The 12948-nt window shown below is 59.8% G+C and carries 12 protein-coding genes; 9 read left to right on the top strand and 3 right to left on the bottom strand.

Features of this window, described 5'->3' with window-relative positions; all coding sequences use genetic code 11:
- The first annotated feature begins 22 nt into the window (after positions 1–22).
- From coaD to COA55_RS12870, 7 genes are all read left to right on the top strand, one after another.
- Positions 23–514, top strand: coding sequence for a pantetheine-phosphate adenylyltransferase (coaD, locus tag COA55_RS12900; RefSeq protein WP_007150106.1), 492 nt, complete (start codon positions 23–25; stop codon positions 512–514).
- Positions 515–723: 209 nt separating this feature from the next.
- Positions 724–2421, top strand: coding sequence for a gamma-glutamyltransferase (gene ggt, locus COA55_RS12895; RefSeq protein WP_290502497.1), 1698 nt, complete (start codon positions 724–726; stop codon positions 2419–2421).
- 88 nt (positions 2422–2509) lie between these two features.
- On the top strand, positions 2510–2923 hold the full coding sequence (locus COA55_RS12890; RefSeq protein ID WP_290502496.1) for a PaaI family thioesterase: 414 nt from the start codon (positions 2510–2512) through the stop codon (positions 2921–2923).
- Between the two features lie 46 nt (positions 2924–2969).
- Entirely contained in the window at positions 2970–3518 is a 549-nt protein-coding gene (locus COA55_RS12885; RefSeq protein ID WP_290502495.1) for a GNAT family protein, read from the top strand.
- A gap of 8 nt (positions 3519–3526) precedes the next feature.
- Positions 3527–4051, top strand: a complete 525-nt coding sequence (locus COA55_RS12880) for an AAA family ATPase (protein ID WP_290502494.1) — start codon at positions 3527–3529, stop codon at positions 4049–4051.
- Between the two features lie 29 nt (positions 4052–4080).
- Positions 4081–5112 (top strand): nitronate monooxygenase, encoded by a 1032-nt coding sequence (locus tag COA55_RS12875; RefSeq protein WP_290502493.1) that lies wholly within the window; start codon positions 4081–4083, stop codon positions 5110–5112.
- Positions 5113–5274: 162 nt separating this feature from the next.
- Entirely contained in the window at positions 5275–5694 is a 420-nt protein-coding gene (locus COA55_RS12870) for an SRPBCC family protein (protein WP_290502492.1), read from the top strand.
- A gap of 212 nt (positions 5695–5906) precedes the next feature.
- On the opposite strand, the gene COA55_RS12865 is transcribed toward COA55_RS12870, so the two are convergent.
- Positions 5907–8039 (bottom strand): TonB-dependent siderophore receptor, encoded by a 2133-nt coding sequence (locus COA55_RS12865; protein WP_063519713.1) that lies wholly within the window; start codon positions 8037–8039, stop codon positions 5907–5909.
- 151 nt (positions 8040–8190) lie between these two features.
- Entirely contained in the window at positions 8191–9954 is a 1764-nt protein-coding gene (locus tag COA55_RS12860; protein WP_290502491.1) for a monovalent cation:proton antiporter-2 (CPA2) family protein, read from the bottom strand.
- A 196-nt stretch (positions 9955–10150) separates the two neighbouring features.
- On the opposite strand from COA55_RS12860, the gene COA55_RS12855 reads away from it, so the two are divergent.
- Positions 10151–10753, top strand: coding sequence for an HPP family protein (locus COA55_RS12855; protein ID WP_290502490.1), 603 nt, complete (start codon positions 10151–10153; stop codon positions 10751–10753).
- Between the two features lie 76 nt (positions 10754–10829).
- Complete coding sequence (locus tag COA55_RS12850) at positions 10830–12089, top strand: PepSY-associated TM helix domain-containing protein (protein WP_290502489.1); 1260 nt, start codon at positions 10830–10832, stop codon at positions 12087–12089.
- Between the two features lie 171 nt (positions 12090–12260).
- Here COA55_RS12850 and COA55_RS12845 read toward each other — a convergent pair whose 3' ends face one another.
- Positions 12261–12704 carry a transposase gene (locus COA55_RS12845; RefSeq protein WP_290502488.1) on the bottom strand — a complete coding sequence of 148 codons (444 nt, stop codon included), beginning with the start codon at positions 12702–12704 and terminating at the stop codon, positions 12261–12263.
- Positions 12705–12948 lie beyond the last annotated feature (244 nt).

Here is a 12948-nt window from a genome sequence, read left to right as displayed (position 1 = left end):
ACCGCGACAAAGCGAGCCAAGCATGACCAACCGCGTAATTTACCCCGGTACCTTCGACCCGATTACCAACGGCCACCTGGACCTGGTGGAACGGGCCGCCAAAATGTTCGATGAAGTCGTGGTAGGCATCGCCGCCAGTGAGAAGAAGGGCCCCCTGTTTACACTGGAAGAGCGCGTAGATCTGACCCGGCGCGTGCTATCGCACCTGCCGAATGTGAAGGTCACCGGCTTTTCCAAGCTGCTGGCCCATTTTTGCCGGGAGGAGGGCGGCAACATCCTGTTGCGGGGCCTGCGCGCGGTCAGTGACTTTGAATACGAGTTCCAGCTGGCCAACATGAACCGCCAGCTGGCGCCAGAGCTGGAGACCGTGTTCCTTACGCCAGCAGAGCACCTGTCCTTTATTTCCAGCTCCCTGATTCGCGAAATCGCGCTGCTGGACGGGGATGTGAATAACTTTGTGCCACCCCTGGTCGCCGAGGCCCTGGAAGAGAAGCGCAAGGCGCGGCAGAAGTAAGAGCAGCTGCGAGCTATGAGCTTCGAGCTGCGAGAAGATCAAAAAGCGGGGCACCCTCAGCCGACTGCCACTCTGCGCTGCTTGAGAATGGCAATAGCCCGCAAGCCGCTAACGGTTTTACTCGCAGCTCGTAGCTTGTGGCTCGCAGCTGCTATAGCAAAAAAGCCGGACACCGCTCCACATCCACCGGCTCTCAAGGAGGACACCCGATGCGCATCCTGATCCCGTTACTACTGCTGCTCACCCTCACCGCCCAGGCGGCCGGGCCGGGCAAGAATGCGGTGGCCAGCGCCCACCCTCTGGCGACAGAAGCCGGGCTCAACATTCTCGAGCAGGGCGGTAATGCCTTCGATGCAGCCGTGGCCGTGGCAGCTGCCCTGGCGGTGGTCGAACCCTATTCTGCCGGTATGGGCGGGGGCGGCTTCTGGCTGCTGCACCGGGAACAGGACGGTTTACAGACCTTTGTAGACGCACGCGAAACCGCCCCCGGTGCCGCCACGGCCACCATGTATCAGGACAAGGATGGCAAGGTGATGCGCGACTGGGCGGTAAACGGTCCCAGCGCCGCCGGCATCCCTGGCCAGGCCGCCGCCTTCGCCCATCTCGCGGACAAGTACGGCAAACTTCCCCTCACTGCCACTCTGGCCCCGGCCATTGCACTGGCCGAGAAAGGCTTCCGCGTAGAGGAGCATTACCGCAAGCTGGCCGGTTACCGCGAAGACGTGCTCAACCGCTTCCCGGAAGCCGCTGCCATCTTCCTGCACAACGGCAAGGTGCCCCCCAACAACCACCTGATCAGGCAACCGGATCTGGCCCGGGTACTCACTGCCATCGCTGAACAGGGCAACGCAGGGTTCTATCAGGGTGAAGTGGCCAAACAGCTGGTGGACGGCGTGCAGCAGGCCGGCGGCATCTGGACCCTGGACGATCTGGCCAACTACACCGTGGTGGAACGCTCACCCACCGTCAGCCAGTTCCGTGGCGGCCGGGTTATCTCCGCACCGCCGCCGTCCTCCGGCGGCATCGTCATGGGCGAAGCACTGAATATCCTCAGTCAGTTCAACGCCGGTGACACCGGCGACATGACCCCGCACCTGGCCATCGAAGCCATGCGCCGCGCCTACCAGGACCGGGCCCGCTATCTGGGCGACCCGGACTTTGTGGATATGCCTGTGGATAAGCTGTTGAGTACCGATTACGCCAAACAGCGCGCCAGCAGCATCACCCTGGACAAAGCCACCCCCAGCAGCAGCCTGGGCGAGCCGATCAGCGTGGAAGAGGGCTTTCACACCACCCATTTCTCGGTACTGGATAAAGACGGCAACCGGGTCGCCACCACCCTGAGCATTAACCTGCCGTTCGGTAGCGGCTTTGTGGCCCCCGGCACCGGAGTGCTGCTCAACAACGAAATGGACGATTTCTCCGCCAAACCCGGCACCCCCAACGCCTACGGCCTGGTGGGCAGCGAGGCCAACGCCATCGCCCCCGGCAAGCGCCCGCTGTCTTCCATGACCCCCACCTTCGTGGAATTCGACGACCGGATCGCCATTCTCGGCACCCCCGGCGGCAGCCGCATCATCTCCATGGTGATGCTGGGCGTCCTTGAAGCCGCCAACGATAAACCGGTCGAGGACTGGGTCAGTCGCGTGCGTTTCCACCATCAGTTCCTGCCTGATGAAGTGCAGGCCGAACCGGAATTCGTCGGCAGCCAGGCCGCCAAGGACCTGATGCTGATGGGCCACAAGGTCGTCTCCACCGGTCGCAATTATGGCAATATGCAGGCCATTCTGTGGCGCAAGGGCAGTGGCAAGAACAGCGGCGAAGTCACCGCCGCCAGCGACCCCCGTGGCATTGGCAGTGCCGAGGTCCGGGCACCACAAACATTGCCGGCAACCGGTACGGAATAACCATTAACCCACGCCAATTGACGGCAAAGGGCTGCCTGCAAGCGACCCCGCTGCAAGCAGCCTCCTGTTCCTTATACGGGGGCTCGCAATGACCGACCTTCTCTCATTCGGCAAAAACATCCTCGGCAGCCAGCCATTCAGTGTTCTGCTTGGCACGGAGCTGGAGGCCTTCGAGCCCGGCAAGGCCGTGCTGACCCTGGCCGTTCGCGATGAACTGAAACAACAGCATGGCTTTGTCCACGGCGGTGTTGTCAGCTATCTGGCAGACAATGCACTTACCTATGCCGGCGGCTCCGTACTGGGTGACTCTGTCACCTCCGAATACAAGATCAACTATCTGCGCCCGGCATTGGGAGAACGACTAACCGCCCGCGCCACCGTGCTTTCCAGTGGCAAGAGACAGGCCGTCTGCCAGTGCGAAGTGATCGCCCTGAATAACGGCGAAGAACGGCTCGTCGCGGTAGCCCAAGGCACCATCAGCAAAGTAGACACAAAAAATTAACTCACCCCCGGCACGGTAAAATCCCTGCCATCGGATGGATAGCCGCGTGCAACCCGACGTCATACTGCAACCAATCAATCAAGACCTTGCGCCCGCGTTGTTTGCACTCACCGATTGCAATCGCTGCTTCCTGCGCGAGTGGCTACCCTGGCTGGATCAGGTGCGCACCGTCGATGACACCCGAGACTTTATTGAAGGCGCCAAAAGCATGGCCGCCGCCGATGGTGTGCCCACTTTTGCCATTATTCATGCAGGCACCCTATGCGGCGTTACCGGGTTCCATAGCGTTAACAAACCGCACTGCAGAGGATCCATCGGTTACTGGCTCGGGCAGGACCACACCGGTCAAGGCATTGCCACAACTGCCGTCCGGCAACTCATTACTATCGGTTTCAAGGAATGTGGCCTTAACCGGATCGAGATTCGCTGTGCCGTCAACAACTGGCAAAGCCGGGCTCTGCCGGAACGATTAGGTTTTATCCATGAAGGCACGCTCAGGCAATCGGAAAGGCTTTATGGCCGATTCCTGGACCAGGCGCTCTACTCACTGCTCGCATCGGACAGCCATGCAAGCCCCTCAGGTTCCAGCAAATGACAACACCCATGGTGCTGACCGGGGGACCCGGCGCTGGCAAGACCGCGGTCATCGAGCATATTGCCAGCCTGGGTTTTCACTGTTCCGAGGAAGTCGGCCGCCGGGTGATTCAATCGCAGGTTGAACAGGGCGGCAAGGCTGTTCCCTGGCTGGACAAGGTCGCCTTTCGTGACCAAATGCTGTCGGCTGAGCTAACCCAGCATGCCCATTTTGCAGACCATGAGGAGACGGTCTTTTTTGACCGGGGGCTGGTCGATATCTATGGTTACTCCCTCCTTGAAAGCCTGCCTGTTCCCAGATCCTTGATTGAGGCCTGTGAAAAGTATCGATACCACAACCCTGTCTTCCTCTTCCCTCCCTGGGACGCTATCTTTACCAACGACAAGGAACGCAAACAGTCGTTTGCTGAAGCCGTCGCTACCTTTGAAATCATGCAGACCGCCTATCGGCATTTCGGCTACACACTGGTTGAAGTCCCCAGAGCCCCGGTTAACGACCGGGCCGCATTTATACTGGATCTTGTGATTCGCTGACCCTTTTTCCTGCCGACCTGGAATATTTTATGCGATCTCTGTTCAACACCTCTCTACCACTGATCCAGGCGCCCATGGCCGGGGTGCAAGACTGGCGTCTGGCCGCAGCGGTGTGTGAGGCCGGAGGGCTGGGATCCGTGCCCGCCGGGATGCTCGATGCCGCTGGTCTGGAGCAGCAGCTGACGCAACTGAGCGCCGCCACCAACAATCCCTGGAACGTGAATTTTTTCTGCCACGATTCCCCGGCGCCCAACCCGGAAGGCGAACAACGCTGGGCAGAAACCCTGCTCCCTTACTATGACGAGTTCGGCGCCGATCCATCAGCGATTCCCGAAGGCCCTTCGCGCAAGCCGTTTGATGCCGACTGCGCCGAAGTGCTGGCACGCTTTCCACCGGCGGTGGTGAGCTTTCATTACGGCTTGCCGGAGGCCAGCCTGCTGGACCGGGTAAAAGCCACCGGGGCCACGGTTCTGTCCAGCGCTACCACGGTTGAAGAGGCACTCTGGCTCCAGGCACAAGGCGCCGATGCGGTGATTGCCCAGGGGCTGGAAGCGGGTGGGCACCGGGGCCATTTTCTCAGTGATGACCTGAGCCGCCAGCAGGGCACCTTCAGTCTGGTGCCGCAGGTGGCCGATGCCGTCTCCATTCCGGTGATCGCCGCCGGCGGCATTGCCAGCCCGGCCGGCGTGCGGGCCGCCATGGCGTTAGGCGCAACCGCCGTGCAAGTGGGCACGGCCTACCTGTTGTGTCCGGAAGCCACCACCAAACCCGTGCATCGAGAATGGCTGAACAGCGACCGGGCCCAACACACCGCATTAACCACGGCTTTTTCCGGGCGCCCCGCCCGGGGCATGGTCAATCGGCTGATGCGCGAGCTGAGCTGCTTCCCGGATGCGGCGCCAGCATTCCCGCTGGCGGGCAACGCTATCGGGCCATTACGCGCCGCCGCAGAAGCGCAGGGTAGTGGTGACTGTTCGCCACTGTGGGCCGGGCAGAATGCCGGCGGCTGCCGTGAGGACAGCGCCGCTTTGGTGACCGCCTGGTTGGCTGAAGGGTTCTGATGACCGCAAGCCCGGTCGGAGCAACTGCCGAGGGCTGCGCTATGGCCCAAATTAACCTTGCGGGCAAACGGCCAGCCGTCAAAATCAACACCCTGTTTACTGCCACCTAGGCAGTGTCACTCTTTCCCGGCGGCGTGCCGGGCCCCAGTGGGAGCAACCGCCATGCAACGCATCGAGATTTCCAAGACGTTTCCGTTCTCCGTGGACAAGCTGTTCGACTTTCTCAGCGTGCACGAAAACCTGGAGCTGATTTTTGCCCCAGCCAAGATCAAACGCATTAAAGACGGACAGGACAGCCCCAACGGCGTGGGTTCCACCCGGAAAATGCAGATTCTGGTGGCGCCGCCGTTCGAAGAAACCGTCACCAAGGTGGTCCCCAACGAGCGCATCGAATACACCATCACCAAGGGCAGCCCGCTGAAGCACCATAAAGGCATCATGCGCTTTTCCGAAGCGGCCAATGGCGGCAGCCAGCTGGACTACACCATCGAGTTTGAAGGCAAGCTGCCATTGATCGGCCCGATCATCAAAGCCGGCCTGGGACAGGGCATTCGCCGGGGCCTGAACAAGCTGAAACTGTAATTCCAGTAACGAGTTGCGAGTTACGAGTTGCGAACAACACCATCGCATTTGCTTTTCGTTCCTCGCACCTCGTCACTCGCGTCTCTCTGTATTAACGTTTCAGACATAAAAAAACGCCGACGCCCTTGCTTGTGCAGACGTCGGCGTTAAACGGTTGCGCTTTTTTGCTGTCTCAGGGCGAGTTAGCCGTAGACGTCACCCACCCAGCCTTCTCAAAATTTATAGTCGAACCGCACATTGGCACTACGCGGTGCACCGTAGAAAGCCTGCCCCACATACAGCGAGTTATAGTATTTTTCGTCGGTCACGTTGTTCACGTTCAGGGTGGTGGTCAGGTGTTTGGTCCAGTCATAGCTGGCCATCAGGTTCACCAGCGCATAGCTGTCCTGGGTAGTTTTCGGTACACCGCCGGTGCCGCCCCGGTAAATGCTGTCCTGCCAGCTGACCTGCACACCGGTTTTCAGTTTCTGAATAGCCGCAGGGCGGTAGGTCGTGGACAGGCGGAAGATTTCCCGCGGGGTGTAGTTGCGGATTTCATCGCCGTCCTGGTCTTCAATTTCCAGCCAAGTGTAGCCACCAGCCAATTGCCAGCCGGGTAGAATTTCACCGCTGATTTCCCCTTCATAGCCGAAGCTTTCCACGTCCACACCACCGTAGTAGGTGTCCGGGCCGATCATGCCGGCAGGGTCCGCCAGATTTTCCTGATCCGTACGGAAGGCGATCAACGCAGTATAAATACGGCCATCCTGCCATTCCGATTTCAGACCCAGTTCCTGGGTTTCGCCGGTCACCGGCTCCAGCCGTTGGCCAGTGATATCTTCTTCGGTCTGCGGGTTGAAGATTTTGGTGTAACTGCCGTAAACGGAATGCACATCGGTCAAATCATAAATCAGGCCCACATAGGGCACGGTTTCGCTGGCGCTGGCATCCTTGCTGGTACCGTAGCCTTCCCCTTCGCTAGTTACGTCTACATAGCGTGCGCCGCCAATCAGGGTCAGCGGGTCGGCCAGGCTCAGACGAGTTGCCAGGTAGGCACTGCGGTAGCGATCATCCCACTTGCTGCCGTCAATAGAGGCATCGAAGGGCGGCTTGGGGTAACTGCCACCAAAAGCCTGATCCGGGGTCAGCGGTGTACCAATACCCCGGCCATAGTTTGAGGTTTCCTCAATGCGGCCTTTCGCATAGTTAGCCCCAACGACCATTTCGTGAACACGGCCGCCCACTTCAAACGGGCCGCGAGCATACAAGTCGAACACACGCTCGGTGACCTTGTCTTCATAGTAGCTGGGGTAGGCGAACAGGCCGGTTTCGTCCTTGTTCGGGGTGCCGTAGACGTAGAACAGTTCGGATTCACCTTCCATTTTGCGGTAGGTGTACACCGCATTGGCTTCCCAACCGTTATCGAAACGCTGCTGCAGTTCGGCGAATACGGATTCGGTGTTGCTGTCCCAGTACGCCCAATCCGCTGCGGTGCTGGTTTCCACGTCGTAGTCAGTGGGAGAGCCATCGGAGTAGAACAGGGGCAGCGACCCCCACATGGGGCTGTCCGCGTTGCTGTTCTGGTAGCTGTAGCCCAGCGTGAACAGGGTGGAGTCGGTGAGGTCGGCTTCCACCACGCCATAGAAGACGCCGCGCTCATTCTCGTAACGATCCAGGTAGGAATTGCGATCCTGATAGGCGCCAACCATGCGCCCACGTACTCGGCCGTTCTCGGTCAGGCTGCCGGAAGTGTCCACTTCCATGCGGCGGTTATCCCAGGAACCGTAACTGGCAGAAAGCGTCGTGTGATTATCCAGGGTAGGGCGCTTGCGCACGTAGTTGACGGTGGCGGACGGGTTTCCCAACCCGGTCATCAGACCATTGGAACCGCGCACGATTTCCACCCGCTCAAACAGGCTGGTATCCACATCACCGTTGACGATTTCATAGGGCAGCGGCATGCCCAGGCCATCGTACTGGTAGTTGGTGATTTCAAAACCCCGGGCGTTGTAATACACCCGGTCGGTTTCCACCTGGTCCACCACCACACCCGGCGCGGCCGCCAGCGCTTCGCTGACTGAGACGATCTGGAAATCATCCATCAGCGTCCGCGTTACCATCGACACCGACTGGGGTGTTTCCCGGCGGGTCAGCGCCAGGCCGGTGGGCGCACTCACCGGGGTTTTCGGGGCGTAGCTCTCCGAGGTATCTGCCAGGGTACCCTGGTTGCTTTCAGCGTTGACCGTCACTTCAGGAATTTCGTGGACACTGTTGTCGGTATCAGTCTGCGCGGCCGTGGAGACCAGCGGACACAGCAGCAGGGAAGCCGCCAGAGAGCGACTCAAAACGCGAGCATAGATGATCATGGTAGTGCCTGTGGCTAATTCTGCGATCCCCCGGCCTTCGGAGCCTTGCCGCCAATAACGTCCCTTTCGTCAGCGCGGCAGACCGGAAACTTGGGCCGGGATAGTAATGCAGATGCAAACTATTCTCAATACTGATTGCTGTATGACACCGCTACGGCTTTCCCTCCGACAGCAACGACTGCAATTCCGCCCGGCCTTTGGCATTGGTTTCCACCAGCATGTCCACATCGGCACGATGCTCAATCTGTTCCAGCAGCAGGCGCTCATCCAGATCCCGGAAGCTGCGTACCAGATCAATGGCGGTGGATTCGGGAACGCCCAGCTGCATCAACGTCAGGCGGGCACTGAGCAGGGCAGATTCAAAGCTTTCCCGAATCACTTGATCCACGCCCAGGGCATGTAGCTTGTAAGCGTGATAGCGGTCGCGGGCGCGAGCCACGATGGTCACGTTGGGAAAGTGGTGGCGTACCAGTTCGGCGGCTTTCAGGGAGGCGTCCACATCGTCCACCGCCAGCACCAGCACCTTGGCATGCTCCAGGCCCGCGTTGTGCAATAGATCGAGCCGGGTTACATCGCCAAAGTACACGTCGTTGCCGTAGCGCCGCAGCATATCGATTTCATCCGGGTCGGAATCCAGTGCGGTGAAGGGAATCTGGCGCCCCACCAGAATCCGCGCGGTGATCTGCCCGAAGCGGCCAAGCCCGGCAATCACCACCTGGGGGTGGTGCGCAGGCATGCTTTCTTCTTCCAGATCCTTGCGTGGCCCCTTGCTACTCGCCTTGGGCCACAACATCGCCATCAGCTTCAGCAATAACGGTGTGCACGCCATGGACAATGCCACCACCAGATTGAGCTGCCCGGCGATGGCCGGGTCGAGCAGGTTCAATGTTTGCGCCTGGGTCAGCAGCACAAAGGCGAACTCCCCGCCCTGGCTGAGCAAAATGCCGAACATGAAGGTACTGCGCCACTCACCACCGCGCAGGCGGCTGATCACTATCAGCACCAGCGCCTTCAGGCCCAGCAGCATCACCAGGAAGAGGGCAATATTACCCGGGTGGTCCAACAGCAAACGCAGGTCCATGGTCATGCCGATCGCCAGGAAGAACAGCCCCAGCAGCAGCCCCTTGAAGGGCTGAATGTCGGTTTCCAATTGTTCCCGGTAGGGCGAGTTGGCCAGCAACACACCCGCGACAAATGCACCCAGCCCCATGGACAGGCCCAGGTGTTCCATCAACGCCGCAGACCCCAGCACCAGCATCAACGCACTGGCGGTCATCAACTCCCGGTTGCGCAGCTTGGCCAGCCAGCCCAGCCAGGGGTTCAGCGCATACTTGCCCGCCAGCACCATGGCCACCAGTGCCGCCAGGCCCGCCAGCAATTGCGGACTACCTTCCCCGGCCTGGGCGCCAGCCAACACCGGCAACAGCAGCAAGATGGGAATCACCGCCAGATCCTGAAACAGCAAAATGGAAAACGCGGAGCGGCCCTGCGGGGTACCCAGCTGATTGTTCTCCACCAGCATCTGCACTACAAAGGCCGTGGACGACAGCGCCAGCGTCGCGCCGATGGCCAGACTCTGGTTGGTGCTGAAACCCACCAGCCAAAACCCGCCAGCCAACAACAGCGCGCTGAATACCATCTGGCTGGCACCCAGCCCCACCAGGCGGCGACGCTGCGCCCACAGCTGCTGGGGGGCCAGTTCCAGCCCCACCAGAAACAGCATCAGCACCACCCCCAGCTCGGCAAAATGCAGCACATCGTTACCGCCACTGACCAGGCCAAACCCCAGCGGCCCTACTGCGATACCGGCCGCCAGGTAGCCAAGGATGCTGCCCAGCCCCAGCCGCTGAAACAACGGCAACAACACCAGTGTCGCCCCCAGCAACACCAGCGCCTGCGAGAAAAATCCGTCCACACCGATCTCCTTTTTTGTCTTGGCTCATGCTAGCGGATTTGCCTGGCCTGCGTTGTTAAAAAACCGTTGCCACACCTTGATGAAGCCGCCCGCTATCCGCCACACCCGCTTGTCGCAAAAAATGCACCATAATTGCCCAAACGGCCGCAAGGCCTTAGTATGCGCGCTCTTTTTCTGCCCCGGATTAGTGCGCACCATGAGTAAGGAAAGTGATCAGCTCCGCCAACAACTGGTCGGTGGACTGTTGCGGCAGCTGCATCTGGAAACCATGAGTGAGCGCTTTAATCCCCGCGTCGTGCTGGCGCTGTTCAACCTGGTCAACGGCGGCCTCAGCATTGCGCTGATCGCCAGTGTGGCGCTGGTGACCCAGCAGGCGTTTATCTTTCCCTCACTGGGTGCGACGGCCTTCCTGCTGTTCCACCTGCCCCTGGCGGAAGCAGCTTCCCCTCGCAATGTACTCAGCGGTCATCTGATTGGCGCCCTGTGTGGGTGGGCATCACTGTGGTTATGCGGCCTGCACGATGCCCCGGCCGCCTTTATCACCGGCGTTGAATGGTCACGGGTGGCCGCTGCCGGCCTGTCGCTGGGGCTCACCAGCGCACTGATGATTCTGTTCCGGGTCGCCCACCCGCCCGCCGGCGCCACCGCGCTGATTGTGTCACTGGGATTGATGCACGAACTGCAGCAGCTGCCGGTGTTGCTCAGCGCGGTGGCCCTGCTGGTGGGCCAGGCCTTCGTGATCAATCGACTGGCCGGCATTCGCTACCCGCTATGGGCCCCCCGCCAACCGGGCGTCTGATCAACACATTCTGTAATGAGAATGATTCCTTTTTATGCTAGGCTGCGCCGCATTGTCAGCCCCGGTTGGATTTCCCATGCGCGCATTTCTGGTTCTGCTTCATCGCTGGTTCGGCCTTTTCATTGCCGTTTTCCTGATTATTGCCGGTCTGACCGGGGCACTGATTTCCTGGGACCACGAGCTGGACGAGTGGCTCAACCCCCACCTGTTTAAAAGCCAGAGTCAGGGCGAACCACTGCCCATGCTCGAGCTGGTGCGCCATGTGGAAGACGCCGATCCCCGGGTGCGTGCCAGCTTCTTTGGCCTGGAAGCCGAACCCGGCCATAACGCGGAAATCTGGGTGGATGCCAAAGTGAACCCGGATACCGGCCGGCGTTATGAACTGGGTTACGACCACGCCTTCGTGGACCCGGTCACCGGCGAGATTGTCGGCAAGCGCGAGTGGGGGAAAATCTCCCTGCACCCGGAGCACCTGATGTCGTTCCTTTACAAGCTGCACTTCACCCTGCACCTGCCGGAATGGAAGGGCATTGATCGCTGGGGCATCTGGTTGATGGGGGCCGCCGCCATGGTCTGGCTGTTCGATACCTTTATCGCCATGGCGCTGACCCTGCCGCGCAAACGCCGCGTACAAAAGCCCGGCGGCAAGAGCTGGATGCAACGCTGGAAACCGGCCTGGATGATTCGTCGTGGCGCGGGCGCCTACAAACTGAACTTCGATCTACACCGGGCCGTGGGGCTGTGGGTGTTCGGGCTACTGCTGATGCTGGCCTTTACCTCTTTCTCCCTGAACCTGTACCGGGAAATTTTTTACCCGGTCATGTCCATGGTGTCAGAAACCACCCCCGGGCCGTTTGAAACACGCACACCCACCGCCTTGCATGATCCGGTAGAGCCCCAGGTAAGCTGGCCTGAATTATTTGCAAAAGCCCGCACCGAAGCAGACAACCGCGGCTGGAAAGAGCCCATCGGCGATACCTTCTATAGCGACAATTTCGCAGTCTTCGGCGTGCGTTTCTACTACCCGGGTGAAGACCACGACAGCGGCGGCATGAAGGTGAAAAGCCTCTACTATGATGGCAAGAGCGCGGACTTGATCGGTGACGAAGTGCCCTGGGAAGGCACCGCCGCCGATGTCTTCAACCAACTGCAATTCCCGCTTCACTCCGGCCGTATTGCCGGCCTGCCCGGCCGCATCATCGTGTCGATCATGGGCATCGCCGTGGCCATGCTCTCCATCACCGGCCTGGTAATCTGGTGGAAGAAACGCAAGGCGAGGGTGGCCAGCAGAAAGCGTAAACAGGAAATGGCCTTGAACTCCGCCACCTACCAATAAGCACCTGTAGGAGCACCTCTCGAGGTGCGAACCGAGCGAAGCGAGACGACAACGCTTACGTTGCTCGCCTATCTTTTCTGAAACCTGTCGAGTGTTGATATTCCTGATCGTCCTGCGGACGATTTCCGCGCAAAGCGCGGTTCGCACCTCGAGAGGTGCTCCTACCGGGGGCTATAGCCAGACGGCGTTCCAGTACGGGTAATCTTTTAGCGAACGCACAAGGCCAGCCCGCAAAGGATTTGCGACGATATACCGCGCAATATCCCGAATATTTTCTTCTTTGCGAACCGCATGATCGTGGTAACCCCGCTGCCAGAGAGAGGCGCCACAAAGCCGTCCACTTCGGCCTTTCACCCGTAACATCACCCCGGGTAGCGATTGGCCTTCCCCAAGCTGGAACAACCAATGCAAATGGTCCGGCATCAGCGCATAACAAAGCGTTGTTGTCGCGCCAGACAGGTCGCTCCAGAGCAGCGTGCGGCATACCAGACTGGCCAGCTGACTGTCGGAAAAATAGGGGTAACGACCCTTGGTCACCGTGGTGACATGGTAAATCCGGCCCTGCTCTGAAAATCGCCCCTGACGCAGACGCGATCCGTGATAGATAGCTGTCATGACAAGCATGCTTACCTGCCCCATCACAACACAATATAAGCAATGTCTGATTTTCCTGTAGGAGCACCTCTCGAGGTGCGAACCCCGGCATATAAATTATGCCCAAACCTGTGGGTGTTGCGGAAAGGCTTCTGTTCGCACCTCGAGAGGTGCTTGTATGTTTGAATGCTCTTCCTGCAACCATGCAGGACTTGCCGGGGTGGAGGGACCAAAGGAGCATCTGACCCAAGGGTACAGACGGTAG

It is taken from the genome of Alcanivorax sp., assembly GCF_002733835.1.
In the GTDB taxonomy this organism is placed as follows: Bacteria; Pseudomonadota; Gammaproteobacteria; order Pseudomonadales; family Alcanivoracaceae; genus Alcanivorax.
Note: the sequence above shows the minus strand (reverse complement) of the source record. Positions and strands in the feature narration are given on the sequence as shown.

Bases quoted from the DNA above. Each gene is read 5' to 3' on its own strand.
- coaD (WP_007150106.1), top strand. From the start codon at position 23: ATGACCAACCGCGTAATTTACCCCGGTACCTTCGACCCGATTACCAAC.
- ggt (WP_290502497.1), top strand. From the start codon at position 724: ATGCGCATCCTGATCCCGTTACTACTGCTGCTCACCCTCACCGCCCAG.
- COA55_RS12890 (WP_290502496.1), top strand. From the start codon at position 2,510: ATGACCGACCTTCTCTCATTCGGCAAAAACATCCTCGGCAGCCAGCCA.
- COA55_RS12880 (WP_290502494.1), top strand. From the start codon at position 3,527: ATGGTGCTGACCGGGGGACCCGGCGCTGGCAAGACCGCGGTCATCGAG.
- COA55_RS12875 (WP_290502493.1), top strand. From the start codon at position 4,081: ATGCGATCTCTGTTCAACACCTCTCTACCACTGATCCAGGCGCCCATG.
- COA55_RS12870 (WP_290502492.1), top strand. From the start codon at position 5,275: ATGCAACGCATCGAGATTTCCAAGACGTTTCCGTTCTCCGTGGACAAG.
- COA55_RS12865 (WP_063519713.1), bottom strand. From the start codon at position 8,039: ATGATCATCTATGCTCGCGTTTTGAGTCGCTCTCTGGCGGCTTCCCTG.
- COA55_RS12855 (WP_290502490.1), top strand. From the start codon at position 10,151: ATGAGTAAGGAAAGTGATCAGCTCCGCCAACAACTGGTCGGTGGACTG.
- COA55_RS12850 (WP_290502489.1), top strand. From the start codon at position 10,830: ATGCGCGCATTTCTGGTTCTGCTTCATCGCTGGTTCGGCCTTTTCATT.
- COA55_RS12845 (WP_290502488.1), bottom strand. From the start codon at position 12,704: ATGACAGCTATCTATCACGGATCGCGTCTGCGTCAGGGGCGATTTTCA.